Below are 19,189 nucleotides of genomic sequence, written 5' to 3'. Positions count from 1 at the left end.
TGGGCTTAATTGGCTATTTTTTCAAAGAAAAATAGCCAATTAGCGTAATTAGTTAGTCAAGTTGCTCCAGCTCTTGGGCTAATTGCTTTGACTCATCGCCACGAGGACTGGTAAAGCGGGCTAATCCTAAATAAATCACCGGTGTTAAGTAAAGCGTAAACAATACCGCTAACGCAAGTCCACCAAATACCACCCAGCCAATGGCATTACGTGCTTCTGCTCCGGCACCTGTTGACATAATGAGGGGTAACGCACCGAGTAAGGTCGATATTAAGGTCATGGTGATTGGTCTTAAACGTACCAATGCTGCTTGTTCAACCGCTTTTCGAACACTCAGCCCCTGATCTCTTAATTGATCAGCAAACTCGACCAATAAAATTGCATTTTTAGCGATTAACCCAATTAACATCACTAGGCCTATTTGCGAGTAAATATTCAGTGAGGTACCGGTTAAATACAGCGCTAGAATGGCCGATGTAATCCCAAATGGTACAGTGATCATTACCACGATTGCACTGTTAACATTTTCAAATTGCGCCGCAAGTACTAAAAACACAATTAAAAATGCCAATACGTAGGTCATTAATACTTCGTTGGAGGTTTCTTCAAATGTCAGTGCTTCCCCTTTAAACGCAAGGGTGATACCTGCTGGTAATGATTGCTCAGACACTTGCTTTATTTGCTCCACTAAGGTGGCAATTGTTAAGCCCTCAGGCAGCTCCATACTGAGCTCTATGGCACGGCGCTGAGCATGACGCTCAAGCTCGGCAGCAACCCCTTCCTCTGAAATGTTAGCGACACTACTGAGCGGTACCAATTGATTATTACGAGCTCTAATAAACAAGTTTGCTAAATCACTTGGGTCGTTAATAGTTTGATTTTGTGCCTGTAGCATAATAGGAATAGATTGATCGCCAATGTTTAAATCAGCGATATCGTCACCATTAATAGCGGCTCTTAACGTAATTGCGATATCACTTAAAGACACGCCAAGTTCTTCTGCGCGTCGTCTGTCAATATTAACACGCAATTGCGGCTGCGATGGCTGATACGATACTCTTACCGGCGCAACCTCTGGCACGGCTTTTTCAAGATCAGCTGAAAACTGCTGTGCAGCCTTAAATATTTCAAGGTAATCTTGTCCCAGTAAAGCGATTTCTATGCCGCCACCTTGGCCACGTAAATTTAAGCTATTTGCACCACCAGGGTAAGCAGGTGCACCAGGGATGTTACCTAAAGGCTCGCGAATTTTATTAATAATTTCTTGTTGGCTAAAGTTACGTTCATCCCAATGCTTTAATGGCACAGTAATAAACACAATATTGGGATCCCATTGCCCAACCACAGTGTAAATAGACTCAATTTCACCACTTTCAACGAAAGGCAGTAAGGTATCTTCCATTTTAATGGCTTGTCTATCCATAAAATTTAAGCCTACGCCATCAGGTCCGCGGGCAAATATTCTAATTTTACCGCGGTCTTCAGTAGGGAGCAGTTCGTTATCTAAACTCATATACAAAGCACCCGAACCGCCTGCAACTAATAAACAAACAATAAAGGTAACCCACGCATGATCCAGTACTTTATGAATTGTTTTGGTATAAATATTGGCAAGCACGTTACCAAATTTCGCAAAGGGATGAAAACCACCTTGCTTAAGCTTTAGTTTAGAGGTGAGCGCCGGCACTAACGATAACGCAACAAAGCTAGATATAATTACCGCACCAGCTAGTACGCCACCAAACTCCCTAAATAAACGCCCTGCTGTAGAGGGTAAAAATGCGATGGGTACAAACACAGCCGCTAATACTGCAGTGGTGGCAATAACGGCAAAAAATACTTCACGGGTACCAACAACCGCTGCGGCACGCCTTCCAAGGCCTAACCCTCGCTGGCGTTGAATATTTTCACTCACTACAATTGCATCATCAACAATTAATCCTGTCGCTAATACCAGTGCTAATAAGGTTAAAATATTAATTGAAAACCCAAGTGCCCATATCAGAGCTAATGAACCTATAAGCGCAACAGGAATGGCAAATGCTGGGACTAATGTTGCACGCCATGAACCAATAAACACCCATAAGGTGATGATCACTAGCAGTACCGTTAGAACCAATGAGTTAATCACTTCATCTACTGAGCTTCTAATAAACTGCGCATCATCTGATGTTAGCGTAAACTCCATCTCAGGAAAGCGCTCACGCATTCCCTCTATAAGGTTGAGTACTTCATCAGAAATTTCGATGGTGTTGGACTGTGCTTGGCGAATAATTTCCATACCAATAACAGGTTTACCATTAAGTCTTACCATAGAGCGCGGATCGGCTGGGCCAAAATATACCGCGGCGATATCGCTAATACGGGTATCGCCCTGAATTATAATATCGCCCACCTGTGCGGGGGTAACAGACGTTGCATCAGCGCGCACTATTATTTGCTGATCGTTTGATTTTAAACTCCCTGCAGGCACATCAAAGGGGGCTTGTCTGAGTACATCGGCAACATCTGGAATCGTTAAGTTAAAACTGCTGAGCTTTAATGGATCAATGCGAACCCTGAGCACACGTTCTCTATCGCCGTTTAATCGTACGTCGGCAACACCAGGAATAGTTAAAAACTGCGGCGCTAAGTCAACATCAACCCGCTCTGTTAATGCCTCTAACGATAAGCTTTCACTTGATACTGTTAATGAAACCACCGCTTCAGCGTCGTTATCAGCCTTAATAATAGAAACGCGCTCTACCTCTTCAGGGAGCTCTCTTTGCACTCGAGCAACGGACTCACGCGTTTCATTCGCAGCGTCGTCAAGGTTAACACCCGGTCTAAATTCAACCACAATACGTGAATTACCTTCTTCACTTTGCGCACGAATCGATTTAACACCGCTCACACGGGCCACGGCACCTTCAAGTTTACTGGTAACTTCGGTATCAACGGTTTCAGGTGAACCACCAGGGAACGAGGCTGATACGGTAATTCGGGGTCTGTCTACATCTGGAAGCTCTCGAACTTCTACGCCTGCTATGGCGGCAATTCCGGCAATAATAATCAGTAAATTCAGAACCACAATAAGCACTGGGCGGCGAATAGCCATTGATGGCAAGTCTTGCATCATAGGTTGCTGTTTCATGGCTACTCCTGCGTATTAGCGATTGGCGCTGAGAAGCTTAGCTCTTGGTTAGCTCGTAAGCGCTGTACGCCCTCTACCACTAAGTTATCTTGTTCTTTTAAAGCCCCCGAAACTAATAAACGACCTGCAAGGCGCTGTTCAATTTTAACATCAATTCGAGTGGCTTTTTTATCAACACTTGTCCATACGTAAGGGCCTGTTGCTCCCCACAGTAATGCCGCCTCAGGTACAGCAGCAAAACGTTGCCCTTCTACTTCAATATGAACACGAAAACTCATGCCGGGTAAGAACTTTTGCTGCGGGTTTTCAAGCTGCGCTTTTACACGTAAGGTGCGGGTTTGTGGGTCTATTCGTGAATCTAGATAAGCAATTTTTGCGTTTACAGCATTTTGTGACTGCCAAGGGAATACTTTTACATTGCCTTTATTGCGCAGCATATAAACGGCCGATTCTGGGGCGTTAAAGTTTATATATAAAGCACGCGTATCATCAATACTTGCAATCGCCGTTTGGGGAGTTATTCTGTCACCCACTTCAACGTCGGTAAGTCCCATAGTGCCGTTAAAAGGCGCACGAACTTGGCGGTCTTCAAATTCTGTTTCTGCTTGGGTAAGGGTCACTTTTGCTAATTCAACAACTGTTTTTGCATCATCCACATCACTCTGTGGCACAGCCCCTTTTGCTTGGCTTTGCTTTAAACGTGCGAGGGTTCTTTGGGTATCAGCAAGTTTTATTTTTGCCTCTTCAAGTGCTGCTTTTTGTCTGCGAGAATCAAGTTCAAGTAACACATCACCGGCCTTTACGCTATCACCCGGTTTAAAATGGACCGCCGTTACTTTATCGCCCACAGCCGGATATAAAATAACCGAATGAATTGCTTCGGCGTTACCGACAGCCTGAACTTGCTCTTTAGCACGTTCCATCGCTACCTGCTCCACCACGACATTGGCACTCTTTACAGATAAACTTAACGACATTAAAGAAAAAAACACGCTGGTAAAAAGAATTCGCGATTTCAAAGGATGACCCTAATTAATTATTATTTCCATTATGTTACGCAGTTTAACAGCTCTATGATCAATAAATAGCTAAGTACGATAAATTAGCAAAACAATAAGCTGAAATTAAGCATGCTAGCCACTCTTACATATTTTTACAGCTGCATACAAAATCCACACATATTTAAATTACATTTATGACTATGATTTAGCTCATCAATATTTTTAATAAAGGCACATTTATGAAAAAGAGTTTAATTATGGTGATCTTGCTATCAGGCTGTGCATCACCAGGGATTGATCGGGCAGATCAAAATCAAGTTGTTAAACGTTATTATGCGTCTGTTGAATCAATACAAAAAGTAACACTCTCCTCAGAAGTGGGAACTGGAATAGCTGCTGGTGCGGGGTTTGGCTTTGTAGATAGCTTAGATGGCAATAAAGAAGAAATGATTGGCGGCGCCATTGTTGGTGGATTAGTCGGTGGATTATTTACTGCTTTATTTGAAGGGGGGAATACCGCGTATCAGTATAATCTATATGCTGCTGATGAAGGTAAATTTACCGTTATTCAAAAGAAAAAGCTCGATAAAAACACAAAATGTGTGCTCGTCAATGCTGCCAACAAGGTCACGCTCTCTACTACAGACGCAAGCAATTGTGAAAAGAGTTTAAAATAAAAAACCTCAGTTGAAACTGAGGTTTTTATTAATAGCGTACAAACAAAAAGTACCGCTTATTTATTTCGCTGTGCGTCTTTTTGCGCTTTTTTAGCTTCTTTACGTTGTTGTAAAACAGCTTGTGCTTCGTTACCAATGTGGCCTTCACCGCGCGCTTGAGCAAGCTCTATTTGCTTTTGGCGCTCTGCAAAGCGAGCGCGTTGTTCATCGGTTACATTGTCAATACAGTGGTGACACGACACCCCTTCCATGTATTCTGGCTTTTGCTTTTCTTCTTCTGTGATAGGCATGCGACATGCATGACACTGATCGTATGAGCCTTTTTGTAAGTCATGATTTACCGCTACACGGTTATCAAATACAAAACACTCGCCTTCCCACATGGTTTCTTCTTTTGGCACTTCTTCTAGGTATTTTAATATGCCGCCTTCAAGGTGGTAAACCTCATCAAAACCTTGCTCTTTCATATAGGCTGTTGATTTTTCACAGCGAATACCACCAGTACAAAACATGGCTACTTTTTTATGTTTTGATGGGTCTAAGTTTTCTTTGGCCCACTGAGGAAATTCACGGAACGTTTTAGTGTTTGGGTCTACTGCGTTTTGAAACGTACCAATTTCAATTTCGTAATCATTACGGGTATCAACAAGGATCACCTCTGGATCAGAAATAAGGGCATTCCATTCATGTGGCTTAACATAACTGCCCACTACTTTTAATGGGTCTACGCCTTCAACACCCATAGTCACAATTTCTTTTTTCAGCTTAACTTTTGTGCGGTAAAACGGGCATTCGTCATCAAATGATTCTTTGGTAACAATGTTGTCTAAATTTGGTTGGGTGTCTAACCACGAAAGTAAATTATCTATGCCTTCACGTTTTGCAGAGACAGTACCGTTAATCCCCTCTGCGGCAATTAATAAAGTGCCTCGTACTTCGTTTTGCTCCATTACATTAAGTAAAGGTTGGCGAAGTGCTTCAAAATCCGGCAGAGAAACAAATTTATACAGAGCGCATACAACAAAGTGTTCGCTGGTTACATTATCTTTATGGACAGCAGTCATGGTATTCCTATTTTGCTTTTAAAACCCGCAAGGGGCGTTTACCGAATCGTAAATCCGGCGCATATGGGGCGCGTATTTTACGCTTTTTTTATTTAAATGCAAAAAAATGGATGATAATGCGCTTTTTACTGTTAGCGCAGTAGCTCAGTGGGCTATAATGCGCGGATAAATTTATACAGACTTGCTCATATTGGAGAAACATACATTGCACTTTACTGATCTTGGGATTGATACTCGCCTAGAAACACAATTAGCGCACCAAGGGATCACCCAGCCTACCGATATTCAAGCTCATGCTGTGCCAACGGCACTGGCGGGACATGACATTTTCGCTCAGTCAAAAACTGGGTCAGGCAAAACTTTAGCGTTTTTATTACCGGCTGTGCAGCGTGTAATGAAACAAAAAGCACTCAGTAAACGTGATCCTCGTGTACTTATTGTTGCTCCAACTCGTGAGCTTGCGACCCAAGTTTTTACTCAACTTCGATTACTTATTGCCGGTACCAACATAAAGGCCGTTAAAATCCTCGGTGGCGAAAATTTTAACGACCAAATTAAAGCACTGCGTAACGACCCTCACTTTGTGGTCGCCACACCTGGGCGTTTAGCCGATCATTTAAAGCAACGTTCATTACAATTAAGTGGCCTAGAGTTACTTATATTTGATGAAGCTGACCGTATTTTAGATTTAGGTTTTACCGATCAACTTAAATTAATTAATGAACTGGCCGATCATCGTCTTCGTCAAACTTTGTTGTTTTCGGCGACATTAGATCATGCTCAAGTTGATGCGTTATCGCGTAATTTATTAAAAAAACCAAAACAAATTATGCTCAGTGCAGCCAATGAGCAACACAGTGATATTAAACAAACACTGTATTTAGCTGACCATCTTGATCATAAAGAAGCACTGCTTGAGCACTTTTTAAATCAAGATAACGTTGGCCAGTGCATTATATTTACTGCCACACGAGCTGATACCAGCCGTTTAAGTGAATCATTAAATAGTAAAGGCTTTAAATCTGTCGCATTAGCTGGGGATTTAACTCAAAGTAAGCGTCTTGATATTATGGATGCGTTTAGCCGTGAAAACTTTAAAATATTAATTACTACAGATGTTGCTTCGCGCGGTTTAGATTTACTCAGTGTTACCCATGTTATTAACTTTGATTTACCAAAACACGCAGAAGAATATGTTCATCGTATTGGTCGTACTGGTCGTGCTGGTTTTAAAGGTAACGCATTATCACTTGTGGGCCCTAAAGATTGGGCAAGTTACTTGGCAATAAAATCATTTTTAAATGATGAATTATCGTTTGCTGCTGTTGAGGGTTTAAAAGCGAAATTTAAAGGTATTAAAGAGAAAAAAGTAGCGCCAATCAAACCGACTAAAAAAGCAGTGACCGCGAATAAGCCACAGCCAAAACGAACAGCAAAACCGAAAAAGCCAGCGGCCCCAATTAAAGCACCTCTTAATATTGATGGTGATACCCCGATGCGTCGTAAAAAAAAGCCTGAGCAGGAATAATTATGAGTTACCTAGGAACCACCCAAACCCTTTTTGTTAAAGAAGTCAGCAACGAAGGTGCCTATTTAGATGGGCACGACTTAGGTGAAGTTTTTTTACCTAAACATGAAATAAAACATGAGCTTGAAGCCGGCGATAGCATCAGTGTATTCACATTTTTAGATAATGCAAACCTGCCAACAGCAACAACTAAAAAGCCGCATGCTCAAGTGGGTGAATATGCCCTACTGCGTGTAAAAGAAATAAACAGCATAGGCGCGTTTTTAGATTGGGGCTTAGAAAAAGACGTACTCGCACCGTTTAATGAACAAAAACCACGTATGCAAGAAGGCTACTCATATTTAGTGCGTTTATATCTTGATAACGCCAGTCAGCGTATTTGTGCCTCAACTAACTTTAACCGTTTTTTATCAAAAGATGAGCCTCAGTATAGTCACTTACAAGAAGTTGACTTAATTGTTGCAGGCAAAACTGATATTGGTTACAAGGTGCTTATTGAAGAATCCCATTTTGGCGTCGTGTTTTACAACATGGTGTTTAAAAACCTGTTTGTTGGTCAAAAGCTAAAAGGATTTATTCAAAAAGTACGTGAAGACGGAAAAATTGACGTCATACTTGAAAAACCAGGCATGGGTAAAGTAAGCGAGCTTGGTGAAAAAATAATGGAAAAACTAAAGGATGAGGGTGGCATATTAGCCATAGGCGATAAGTCTGAACCTGAATTAATTAAAAAAGTGTTTTCGACCAGCAAAGCAAATTACAAAAAAGCCATTGGCGGTTTATTTAAACAAGGCTTAATTGATATTGAAGCTAAGTCTATTCGTTTAAAATAATTAAATAAAAAGCCACTTAAGTTTTAAACCTAAGTGGCTTTTTAGTATCTGAAATTTATAACCTAATATTTTTATAAGGTAAGGTACAGCGAGAATATTCATTTGAGTATTCAATTAATTCTTTTTTAGAATCTAGATTTAACGGCGCTAGCCTAAAAACTTTTTCTGTACACTCATTTTGCATTTCATCATGTGTCGCAACACAGTCTCTGCTGCTAACATCTATTCCTGCTAACACACCTTCATTGGTGTAACACAGATGCTGGGCATAATTTTGAGCAATTTTTTTAAACTTGAATAAATCAACGGGGTAACCAGATACCAAGTCAGTAACGTTTGAAACATCATCATACATTTTAGTTGAAAAAACATATTTATTAACAGCAAAGCCACTAATGATAATTACAACTAAAAATATTATTATACGCAAAGCAAATCCCTCACTGCACACCCATAATTTAAATGTAGCACAAAGAAAAGCAGTTGTAAGGAACTGCTCTCAATTATGCTAATTTTTAATTTAAGCTATTGATTCATTTACATCATTTAGTACTTTTACAGGGTTTTGTGCCTGAGTGATCGGACGCCCAATCACTAAATAGTCACTACCCGCTTCAATCGCTTCTTTAGGTGTCATAATACGTTTTTGATCGCCTGCATCACTTCCCGCTGGGCGAATACCTGGCGTAACTAATTTAAACTCTTTCCCTAAAGCAGCCTTTAAACTTTGCGCTTCTTGCGCGGAACAAACAACACCGTCAAGTCCTGCTTGCTTTGTTAATTTAGCTAAATGCATAACTTGCTCTTGGGGTGATTTAGTTATACCTAAACGCTCAAGTTCAGCTTCGTCCATGCTGGTTAATACAGTTACCGCAATCAGTAATGGCGCTTTGTCGCCAAACTGCTCGAGTGCTTGTTTAGCTTTATGCATCATTTCATAACCGCCCGATGCATGTACATTGACCATCCATACACCCATTTTAGCCGCAGCAGTCACCGCTTTAGCAACGGTGTTTGGAATATCGTGAAACTTTAAATCTAAAAATACATCAAAACCTAAATCGACCAATTCTTTAACAAATGCAGGACCAAAATAAGTAAACATTTCTTTGCCCACTTTTAATCGACAGGTATCTGGTGATAACTGTTTTACAAATGCTAAAGCAGTTTGCTGATCATCATAATCAAGCGCGATAAGAATTTTTTTTGATTTTTCGAAAGACATAACTATCCTACTAGTGAGCGAAAAGTATAAAGATTAAAATCCGTCTAAGCCTCTGCTAGGCACAATGGTTTCCCAGTGTTTACATGAAGGGCAATTCCAATAAATGGTGTAGCTAGTAAAGCCACAATGCTGACATTGAAAGTCAGGTTTAGTGGCAATGTAAGAAGTAACAAGTTTATCGATTTGATTAAGCACATCTTTTGTATTTTTATTTTCTGTACTCATTAACTGTAATAAAAAACTAAAGCCACGAATAGTGGGTTGACGTTTTAAATTATCAGTTAAAAATTCAAAGGCTTGTTCAGTGTGTCCTTGCTCAAGCAAGGCTTGGCAATGCTGTATTTTTATCATCACTCCACCCTTTTCTAGTAACTCAGTAATGAGTTCATGAAATTGGTGAGTTAATTTTAATTGCTTATAGCTGTGAGCTAACTTTTCAATAAACAATGGCGCAAAAAAAGTAAATTGGCAGATTAATTCTCGCCAATAGTAAATTGCTTTGACGTAATCTTCTTTGGTATAAGCTGACAGTCCAAGCTCATATAAAGGCCTAATTGTTTTAAAGTTTAAGCTAATGGCTTTACGCATAAGTTGTGGGTTATTACTGGCAATGGCATACTCACAGTAAAAATTAGCGATGGCTTTAAAGTGTTGTTCTTTTGAAAAAAGCTCAGTATGCGCTTCAAACATATTAATGCCTTTTTGCCATTCACGGGTTTGTGAATATAAAGAAATTATCGGATCGAGTGCATCTACATGGCTATTTTTTACCAGCCATATTAAATGTTCTTCTGCGCTGTCTAATAAGCCAGCCATAATATAATCTTCGGCTAGTTCTAAACGGCTATTAGCGGCTTGTTTTTCGTTAAGACTTGGGTGTTTTAGCAGCAGTTCATGAATTTTTATTGCGCGGTCAAGCTCACCACGGCGGCGAAACATGGTGGCTAAAGTAGAATAATGTTCAACAGAGTCAGCAGCTACTTCGAGCAAATTAATTAAATGCTCAAGCCCCTGATCTTCTTCTCTGTCCAGTAAAAACTTTAAGCCTTTACTGTATTCAGAAGTAATTTGACGGTTAAACTGATGAGCCTGATTTTTTGCACTGTTTTTCCCCATGATCCAACCATAACCGGCAGCAACGGGAAGCAGTAAAAACAACAGCTCAATCATAATTAGGTGTCTTTGTTGGCAATACGCTTTTTATTATCTTTTTCAGGCGTTAATTGCTTTTTTAAACGGTAATTTTGCCACTTTAATTGCGTGAACAATTTAAAACTCACAAAACAACCCACTACAACACCTAGCAAAAAGCAGATACTTATTATAACGGCTAAAGGTAATGTATTACTGGCTATTATGTAGTTAATTTGTGTTAATTGTGGGTTTTGAGAACCCAATACAAATGCACCAATTAAAAAAAGTGCCGCCAGAATAATTTTTAATACCTTGAACAAGTAACTACTCCAATAAGTTTACTAAGCAATGCTCTCGTTTACACGGTCACGTAGTTCTTTGCCTGGTTTAAAATGAGGTACATGCTTACCATCTAACTCTACAGTTTCACCTGTTTTAGGGTTACGGCCTGTACGAGGCGCACGGTAATGCAAAGAGAAACTTCCAAAACCTCGGATCTCAATACGATCTGAAGAAGATAATGAGCCGGCCATTTGTTCAAGAATTTCTTTAACAGCGTTCTCAACATCTTTCACAGGAATATGTGAATGTTGTTCAGCAAGTGTTTCTATCAGTTCTGACTTAGTCATAGCGTTTCCTTAAAAAGAAATAGTGGAAGGGCATAAACTGCCCTTCCAATTAAAAGACTATAATTAATTAGTCTTTTTGTGCATTTGCGAAAGCAGCTGCCATTGCGTTTTCAAACACTGGCTCTTCTTTCTTAAGCTTCTCTAGTACTTCTTTCTCTTCTGCTTCGAAAAGAGCTTTAACAGATAAGCTTAAAGTGCGGTTCTTACGATCAACACCAACGTATTTAACTTCAATCTCGTCGCCTACAGAAACAACAGTAGTTGCATCTTCAACGCGCTCTTGAGCGATATCAGCTACACGGATGTAACCTTCAACGCCTTCGATAAGTTCAACAGTTGCGCCTTTCGCATCAACTTCAGTCACTTTACCTTTAACAATAGCACCTTTTTTGTTTGCATCAAGGTAGTTATTGAATGGGTCAGCTTCGATTTGCTTAACACCTAGAGAGATACGTTCACGCTCTGGGTCAACTTGCAATACGATAGCAGTGATTTCGTCGCCTTTCTTGAATTCACGTACAGCTTCTTCGCCAGGTGTATTCCAAGAAATGTCTGAAAGGTGTACAAGACCATCAATACCACCGTCAAGACCGATAAAGATACCGAAGTCAGTGATTGATTTGATCTTACCAGTAACTTGGTCGCCTTTGTTTTGTAGACGAGCAAATTCCTGCCAAGGATTAGCAATACATTGCTTAAGACCAAGAGAAATACGACGACGTTCTTCGTCGATTTCAAGAACCATAACTTCAACAGTGTCACCTAATGATACAACTTTTGAAGGGTGGATGTTCTTGTTAGTCCAATCCATTTCAGAAACGTGTACTAGACCTTCAACGCCTTCTTCGATTTCTACGAAGCAACCGTAATCAGTAAGGTTAGTTACACGGCCAGAAAGTTTAGAACCTTCTGGGTAACGACCAGCGATAGCTGCCCATGGATCTTCGCCAAGCTGTTTAAGGCCTAGAGATACACGAGTTTTATCTTTGTCGAATTTAAGAACTTTAACTGCGATTTCGTCGCCAACATTAACGATTTCTGAAGGGTGCTTAACACGCTTCCACGCCATATCAGTAATGTGTAGTAGACCATCAACACCACCAAGGTCAACGAATGCACCGTAGTCAGTAAGGTTCTTAACGATACCTTTAACTTCTTGACCTTCAACAAGGTTAGCAAGAAGCTCTTCACGTTCTTGTGAGTTTTCTGATTCGATAACTGCACGACGTGAAACAACAACGTTGTTACGTTTTTGATCAAGCTTGATTACTTTAAATTCAAGCTCTTTGCCTTCAAGGTGAGTTGTGTCACGTACTGGACGAACATCAACAAGTGAACCAGGTAGGAAAGCACGGATTGAATCAACTTCAACAGTGAAACCGCCTTTAACTTTACCGTTGATAACACCAGTAACAGTCTCTTGCTCTTCACATGCTTTCTCAAGACGGATCCACGCTTCGTGACGCTTCGCTTTCTCACGAGAAAGGATAGTTTCACCAAAACCGTCTTCGATTGCATCTAGTGCAACATCTACTTCGTCGCCAACAGCAACTTCTAGTTCACCAGCAGCATTTTTGAACTGCTCTGCAGGGATAGCACTTTCTGATTTAAGACCAGCATCTACAAGTACAATGTTGTTCTCGATTGAGATTACTGTACCTTTAACGATAGAGCCTTGCTCTGCTTCAAAACCCTTTAAGCTTTCTTCAAATAACTGCGCAAAATTTTCTGACATACGAATATACGTCTCATATATTAATACCAATAAGCAACCATGCTGCATGGGGTTGTTAAAATAGCACTGGCATCCTGCTGGTGCATAAAATGTATTTAGCTTCGTTTAGGAAGCTTACCTTCTGAGATGCTCGCATCTAATAAAGTTATAACTTTATCAAAGACTTGCTGTGCGTTGAGTTCGCTAGTATCAAGCTCAATCGCATCCTCTGCAGGTACAAGCGGCGCAACGGCACGATTCATATCGCGATCGTCACGTGCTTGAATGTCCTGTAATAGACCACTTAGTGTAACATCAAGCCCGCGCTCATTCAACTCAACAAAACGTCTGCGAGCACGTTCTTCTGCACTTGCGGTTAGAAATATCTTTAATGGCGCATCTGGAAATACCACAGTGCCCATATCGCGGCCATCGGCAATTAAACCGTTTTCTGTTCTAAACGCACGCTGGCGGCGAAGCAACGCTTCTCGAACACGCGGCAATGCGGCCACTTTCGACGCTGCAGCACCCACTTCTTCATTTCGAATAGTGGTTGTAACATCTTCGCCTTCTAAAATAATCTTTCCTGCATTAGTGTCACTGTCTATCAAAAACTGCACATCAAGATTTGCAGCTAGTGGGACAAGTGCTTCTTCGTTATCTAACGCAATTTGGTGATGAAGTGCTGCAAGTGATAGTACGCGATAAATTGCTCCGCTATCTAACACATCCCAGCCTAATTTTTCAGCCAATAGGCGACAAACAGTTCCTTTACCAGAACCACTTGGGCCATCTACGGTGATTACGGGCATTAATAACGCCGGCATTTAAAACCTCCTTCAATGCACACCAAAATAAACCGCCACATTATACGCCAATTAATAAAGATTATCCGCTTTTAGTATGTAACTTTTTATAAATACTTATAAATAGCCTATTTACTGACAGATGCTAACACTTTGAAAAATGTTGGGAATGTCTTATAAGTACAGGCCGGATCGTTAATCGTTATGGGCTTACCCCCTACTGCCACCATTGCAAAGCACATTGCAATACGGTGGTCGTCATAGGTATCAATCGCCACATCGTTAAAGTGTTTTGGCGGTGTTATTTCGATGAAATCTTCACCTTCAACTACCTCTGCACCGACTTTACGCAGCTCTGTCGCCATTGCATGTAAGCGATCAGTTTCTTTTACGCGCCAGTTATAAATATTACGAATAGCGGTTGGACCATCTGCAAATAACGCCACTGTTGCAAGGGTCATCGCCGCATCAGGAATAGCATTGGCATCGATATCAACACCTTTTAATTCACCTTTACGTACCACTAAGCGCTCGTCATACCAATCAATTTTGGCACCAACCTGCTCCATCACTTTAGCAAAGCCAATATCACCTTGAACTGATTTAGCGCCAACGCCTTTAATTTCTATTTCGCCACCGGCAATTGCTGCAGCAGCAATAAAATAAGAAGCCGATGAAGCATCACCTTCAACCATTATGCGCTCAACCGCTTGGTATTGCTGAGCACCTTTAACGAAGAACGTGGTGTAATTATCATGCTCAACAGTTACACCAAAGCGCGCCATCACATCCAGCGTAATATCAATATAAGGCTTAGAGACTAAGGTACCTTTAATTTTAATGTGTGTATCGCCTTTAAATAACGGCGCAGCCATGAGCAGCGCCGTTAAAAATTGACTTGAAATACTGCCGTCAATTTCGACTTCACCGCCGGCTATTTGCCCACCGATAATTTTAAGTGGTGGGTAATCTTTATTTTTTAAATAACTAACATCACCCCCGAGCGCTTGTAAAGCATCAACTAAATGCCCTATAGGGCGCTCTTCCATGCGCGGCTCACCAATTAACTCATACTCACCAGCAATCGCACTCAGTACTGCCGTTAATGGCCGATACGCTGTACCTGCATTACCTAAAAACAACGGCTCAGTTGGCGTATTAAACACGCCACTCACACCCTCTACGGTCGCTACGGTGCGCTCAGTATTAAGCGTTACATTAACGCCCAAGTGCTTTAACGCACCCAACATATGGCGAATATCGTCGCTGTCGAGTAAGTTTTCAACAACCGTGGTGCCGTTAGATAATGCTGCTAATAATAAAATTCGGTTTGATAAACTCTTTGAGCCCGGTAATGTCACACTGCCATTCACTTGTGAAATAGGGGCTAAGGAAAGTTGCTCCATTAACTATTCTCCTTGGCGAAGTTAGCCATAAAGTCAACTAAGGCTTGTACACCTTCCAATGGCATCGCGTTATAAATACTGGCGCGCATCCCGCCAACAATACGATGACCTTCAAGCGCTAACAAGCCCGCTTCTTTTGACTCTTTAACAAACTTATCATTTAAGCTTTCATCAACCAGCCAAAAAGGCACATTCATACGTGAACGGCAATGCTTCGCTACTTTATTGGTATAAAAATCTGAACCATCAATAAAATCATAAAGCAGCTGCGCTTTGGCAATATTATGAGCTTCCATGGCTTTTACACCCCCGGTTTGCTCAAGCCATGCAAATACTTCTGCCGCTAAATACCAAGCAAAAGTCGGTGGGGTGTTAAACATGCTGCCTTGTTTTGCTTCAAGGGCGTAATCTAAAATACCCGGCTTGGCGAGCCCTTCACGCTCAAGTAGCGTTTTGCGAACAATCACAATAGCAATGCCCGACGGACCGATATTTTTTTGTGCACCCGCGTAGATTAAATCAAATTTATTAACGTCAATTTCGCGCGATAAAATAGTCGACGACATATCGGCCACAATCGGCGCCGTTGGATGACTGGGTACATCAAATATTTCAAGGCCGTCTACGGTTTCATTCGGGCAATAGTGAATGTAAGCCGCATCAGCAGGTAAAACCCAATCGGCTACCTGCTTAATAGAAAACAGGCCGTTATCATCATTGCGCACATCAACAGCGTGTGTATTTGTAAACTTATCGGCTTCGCTGGTTGCACTTTTTGACCAAACGCCATTTTCACAATAAACTGCTTTTTTACCGTTAACATGAAGGTTTAAAGGTACGGCACTGAATTGACCTCGACCACCACCGTGCATAAATAGCACTTCAAACTCGTCACTTATATTCATTAAACGACGCAGGCTGGCTTCACATTTAGCGGTTAATGCTAAAAATTCATGACTACGATGACTTATTTCCATCACCGATACACCAAGACCTTGCCAGTTTAAAAACTCTTTTTGCGCTTTTTGCATAACAGCCGGTGGTAACATTGCAGGGCCTGCACAAAAATTATATATACTCATTACCTTTTCCTCATTCCAGTAATTTAACTTGAATTAAACTAATTTAATTTTTTTCAACCACATAAAAAAAGCGGCCAAGGCCGCTTTTTTCAATCTAATTATTCTGAAGGAGGATTGTCATCCGCCACTTCATCAATAACTGTATCTACTGTTTCAACGTCTTCGATATCAACCAAGTCACTTTCAGTCACTTCAATTTCTTCTATACGTTGTAAACCAACTACTTGCTCTTCGTCAATAGTTCTGATCAAAATAACACCTTGAGTGTTACGTCCAACCGTAGAAACTTCATTAACGCGAGTACGCACTAAGGTACCACGATTCGAAATAATCATTATTTCGTCGTTGTCATCAACCTGTACAGCACCAACAACAGCACCGTTACGCTCACTCACTTTGATTGATACAACACCTTGAGTTGCACGACTCTTAGATGGGTAATCTTCAAGTTGGGTACGCTTGCCGTAGCCATTTTCTGTCACTGTTAATATTGCACCATCATTCTTTGGTACAATAAGTGATACAACACGCTGATCGTCTGGCATCTTAATACCACGAACACCCGTTGCAGTACGGCCCATAGGACGTACACCTTTGAAACGGATTTCAGGTTTGCCTTCTTCGTCTAGTACTGGGTTACCATTTTCATCAACGACAGCCGTTTCTTCAGCTTCTTTAAAGCGAACAACTTTACCCGCATCAGTGAACAACATAATTTCGTTGCTGCCATCGGTAATATCAACACCGATTAAGCTATCACCTTCGTTTAAGTTAACCGCAATAATACCGCTTGCACGTTGACGACTGTATGCCGTTAATGGCGTCTTCTTAACCGTACCAAATGCTGTCGCCATAAAGATGTACTTATCATCTTCATAATCGCGTACTGGCAAGATTGCAGTAATACGTTCATCTGCTTCAAGTGGTAATAAGTTAACAATTGGCTTACCGCGCGCTGCACGACTGGCAAGTGGCAACTGGTATACTTTAAGCCAATATAAACGACCCGCTGTAGAGAAACAAAGAATAGTATCGTGCGTATTGGCAACCAATAAACGTTCAATGAAATCTTCATCTTTCATCTTAGTTGCTGATTTACCTTTACCACCACGACGCTGCGCTTCGTAATCAGTTAATGCTTGATACTTAACGTACCCTTCATGTGAAAGCGTAACAACTACGTTTTCTTCGTTGATTAAATCTTCAAGGCTAATATCGTGTGCTGCAGCATTTATTTCAGTGCGGCGCTCATCACCATATTGCTCTTTAATTTCAACGAGCTCATCACGAATAACTTCCATTAAACGCTCTGGATTTGCCAAAATGAATAATAACTCAGCAATCAACTCAAGTAATGATTGATATTCGGTAAGAATTTTTTCGTGTTCAAGACCAGTAAGTTTATGTAAACGTAAGTCTAATATTGCTTGAGCTTGTTGCTCAGAAATATAGTACTGACCATCACGAATACCAAGCTCGCTTGCTAACCAATCTGGGCGTGCCACGTTGTCTTCGCCTGCTTTATCAAGCATGGCTTTAACATTACCTAATTCCCATGGACGCGCTGTTAATGCAACTTTTGCTTCAGCAGGTGTTGGCGACTTACGGATAAGTTCGATAATTGGGTCAATGTTAGCCAGTGCAATCGCTAAACCTTCTAGCGTATGCGCACGGTCGCGGGCTTTGCGTAAATCAAATACCGTACGACGGGTAACAACTTCACGGCGGTGAATAATAAACTCTTCAAGCATTTCTTTTAAGTTGAAACACTTAGGTTGGTTATTAATTAACGCAACCATATTCATACCAAACACAGTTTGCAACTGAGTTTGTGCATAAAGGTTGTTTAAAATAACTTCACCTACGTCACCACGTTTGATCTCGATAACGATACGCATACCGTCTTTATCTGATTCATCACGTAATGCGCTGATCCCTTCAATTTTTTTATCTTTAACTAGCTCGGCGATTTTTTCAATCAAACGTGCTTTGTTAACTTGGTAAGGGATTTCATGAACAATAATGGTTTCGCGACCCGTCTTTTCATCGGTTTCGATGTCAGCACGCGCACGCATGTACACTTTACCACGACCGGTTTGATAAGCTTGTTCAATGCCTTTTTTACCGTTAATAATCGCCGCAGTTGGGAAATCAGGCCCAGGAATGTAATCCATTAACTCCGTAATGGTCAATTCAGGGTTTTGAATAAGCGCTAAACAGCCATTCACGACTTCTGTTAAGTTATGTGGCGGAATATTTGTTGCCATACCAACCGCAATACCCGATGAACCATTAACTAACAGGTTAGGTATTTTAGTGGGTAACACATCAGGAATTTGCTCTGTGCCATCGTAGTTAGGCACAAAATCAACCGTTTCTTTTTCAAGATCGGCTAATAATTCGTGCGACATTTTTGCCATACGTACTTCTGTATAACGCATTGCCGCTGCAGAATCACCATCAACCGAACCAAAGTTACCCTGACCATCTACTAGCATGTAACGCAGTGAGAATGGCTGAGCCATACGTACGATGGTGTCATAAACTGCACTGTCGCCGTGTGGGTGGTATTTACCGATTACGTCACCGACCACACGGGCCGATTTTTTGTAAGGCTTGTTCCAGTCATTACTAAGCTCGTTCATTGCAAACAAAACGCGGCGGTGAACAGGTTTTAAACCGTCACGTACGTCTGGTAATGCACGTCCTACAATTACACTCATGGCGTAATCTAAGTAGGAGTTTTTTAACTCGTCTTCAATATTGACTGGCAGAATTTCATTGGCGAGATCAGTCATTTGATATCACATTCCTTCAGTATCAGCTCTTAACAACCCAGTATTAGGTATTAAGAGTGTTTGTTATTATTTCTAAGTAACCATGCTATCACAATTAATTTTAATTTACAGGCGCAAAACTTTGCGATTTATCAATTTAGGCCTATATAATGGCCTCAG

At 41.0% G+C, this 19,189-nt stretch carries 16 protein-coding genes; 3 read left to right on the top strand and 13 right to left on the bottom strand.

What is annotated here, in order from left to right:
* Positions 1-52 precede the first annotated feature (52 nt).
* Both AAGD16_RS07410 and AAGD16_RS07405 read right to left on the bottom strand, forming a co-directional pair.
* A complete protein-coding gene (locus AAGD16_RS07410) occupies positions 53-3,133 on the bottom strand; it encodes an efflux RND transporter permease subunit (RefSeq protein WP_215522115.1) in 3,081 nt (1,026 codons plus the stop codon).
* Between the two features lie 2 nt (positions 3,134-3,135).
* Complete coding sequence (locus AAGD16_RS07405) at positions 3,136-4,152, bottom strand: efflux RND transporter periplasmic adaptor subunit (RefSeq protein ID WP_016899935.1); 1,017 nt, start codon at positions 4,150-4,152, stop codon at positions 3,136-3,138.
* Positions 4,153-4,373: 221 nt separating this feature from the next.
* On the opposite strand from AAGD16_RS07405, the gene AAGD16_RS07400 reads away from it, so the two are divergent.
* The gene (locus tag AAGD16_RS07400; protein WP_377114644.1) at positions 4,374-4,811 is read left to right on the top strand and encodes a hypothetical protein; all 438 of its coding nucleotides are present in this window, start codon (positions 4,374-4,376) and stop codon (positions 4,809-4,811) included.
* A 56-nt stretch (positions 4,812-4,867) separates the two neighbouring features.
* Here the strand turns inward: AAGD16_RS07400 and AAGD16_RS07395 are convergent, their stop codons facing one another.
* The gene (locus tag AAGD16_RS07395) at positions 4,868-5,875 is read right to left on the bottom strand and encodes a rhodanese-related sulfurtransferase (protein WP_377114641.1); all 1,008 of its coding nucleotides are present in this window, start codon (positions 5,873-5,875) and stop codon (positions 4,868-4,870) included.
* A 205-nt stretch (positions 5,876-6,080) separates the two neighbouring features.
* On the opposite strand from AAGD16_RS07395, the gene AAGD16_RS07390 reads away from it, so the two are divergent.
* Positions 6,081-7,403, top strand: a complete 1,323-nt coding sequence (locus tag AAGD16_RS07390; protein ID WP_377114638.1) for a DEAD/DEAH box helicase — start codon at positions 6,081-6,083, stop codon at positions 7,401-7,403.
* Positions 7,404-7,405: 2 nt separating this feature from the next.
* On the top strand, positions 7,406-8,236 hold the full coding sequence (locus AAGD16_RS07385) for a S1 RNA-binding domain-containing protein (protein ID WP_010389931.1): 831 nt from the start codon (positions 7,406-7,408) through the stop codon (positions 8,234-8,236).
* Positions 8,237-8,291: 55 nt separating this feature from the next.
* Here AAGD16_RS07385 and AAGD16_RS07380 read toward each other — a convergent pair whose 3' ends face one another.
* From AAGD16_RS07380 to gyrA, 10 genes are all read right to left on the bottom strand, one after another.
* Complete coding sequence (locus AAGD16_RS07380; protein ID WP_016899933.1) at positions 8,292-8,666, bottom strand: hypothetical protein; 375 nt, start codon at positions 8,664-8,666, stop codon at positions 8,292-8,294.
* A gap of 90 nt (positions 8,667-8,756) precedes the next feature.
* Positions 8,757-9,461, bottom strand: coding sequence for an orotidine-5'-phosphate decarboxylase (gene pyrF, locus AAGD16_RS07375; protein ID WP_016899932.1), 705 nt, complete (start codon positions 9,459-9,461; stop codon positions 8,757-8,759).
* A gap of 33 nt (positions 9,462-9,494) precedes the next feature.
* Positions 9,495-10,631, bottom strand: coding sequence for a lipopolysaccharide assembly protein LapB (gene lapB / locus AAGD16_RS07370; RefSeq protein WP_377114633.1), 1,137 nt, complete (start codon positions 10,629-10,631; stop codon positions 9,495-9,497).
* 2 nt (positions 10,632-10,633) lie between these two features.
* On the bottom strand, positions 10,634-10,915 hold the full coding sequence (locus AAGD16_RS07365) for a lipopolysaccharide assembly protein LapA domain-containing protein (protein ID WP_008114742.1): 282 nt from the start codon (positions 10,913-10,915) through the stop codon (positions 10,634-10,636).
* Positions 10,916-10,936: 21 nt separating this feature from the next.
* The gene (gene ihfB, locus AAGD16_RS07360; RefSeq protein ID WP_008114744.1) at positions 10,937-11,224 is read right to left on the bottom strand and encodes an integration host factor subunit beta; all 288 of its coding nucleotides are present in this window, start codon (positions 11,222-11,224) and stop codon (positions 10,937-10,939) included.
* Between the two features lie 67 nt (positions 11,225-11,291).
* Positions 11,292-12,959, bottom strand: coding sequence for a 30S ribosomal protein S1 (rpsA, locus tag AAGD16_RS07355; RefSeq protein ID WP_002961176.1), 1,668 nt, complete (start codon positions 12,957-12,959; stop codon positions 11,292-11,294).
* A gap of 95 nt (positions 12,960-13,054) precedes the next feature.
* Complete coding sequence (cmk, locus tag AAGD16_RS07350) at positions 13,055-13,765, bottom strand: (d)CMP kinase (protein ID WP_016899929.1); 711 nt, start codon at positions 13,763-13,765, stop codon at positions 13,055-13,057.
* A gap of 107 nt (positions 13,766-13,872) precedes the next feature.
* Positions 13,873-15,150 carry a 3-phosphoshikimate 1-carboxyvinyltransferase gene (aroA, locus tag AAGD16_RS07345; RefSeq protein WP_377114627.1) on the bottom strand — a complete coding sequence of 426 codons (1,278 nt, stop codon included), beginning with the start codon at positions 15,148-15,150 and terminating at the stop codon, positions 13,873-13,875.
* Positions 15,150-16,232, bottom strand: a complete 1,083-nt coding sequence (serC, locus tag AAGD16_RS07340) for a 3-phosphoserine/phosphohydroxythreonine transaminase (protein WP_036956455.1) — start codon at positions 16,230-16,232, stop codon at positions 15,150-15,152. The genes aroA and serC overlap by 1 nt, the downstream gene beginning before the upstream one ends.
* A 98-nt stretch (positions 16,233-16,330) precedes the next feature.
* Complete coding sequence (gyrA, locus tag AAGD16_RS07335) at positions 16,331-19,030, bottom strand: DNA topoisomerase (ATP-hydrolyzing) subunit A (protein WP_064662744.1); 2,700 nt, start codon at positions 19,028-19,030, stop codon at positions 16,331-16,333.
* Positions 19,031-19,189: the final 159 nt, after the last annotated feature.

Origin of the sequence: Pseudoalteromonas sp. M58 (assembly GCF_042604605.1) — a bacterium.
GTDB lineage: Bacteria > Pseudomonadota > Gammaproteobacteria > Enterobacterales > Alteromonadaceae > Pseudoalteromonas > Pseudoalteromonas tetraodonis.
Note: the sequence above shows the minus strand (reverse complement) of the source record. Positions and strands in the feature narration are given on the sequence as shown.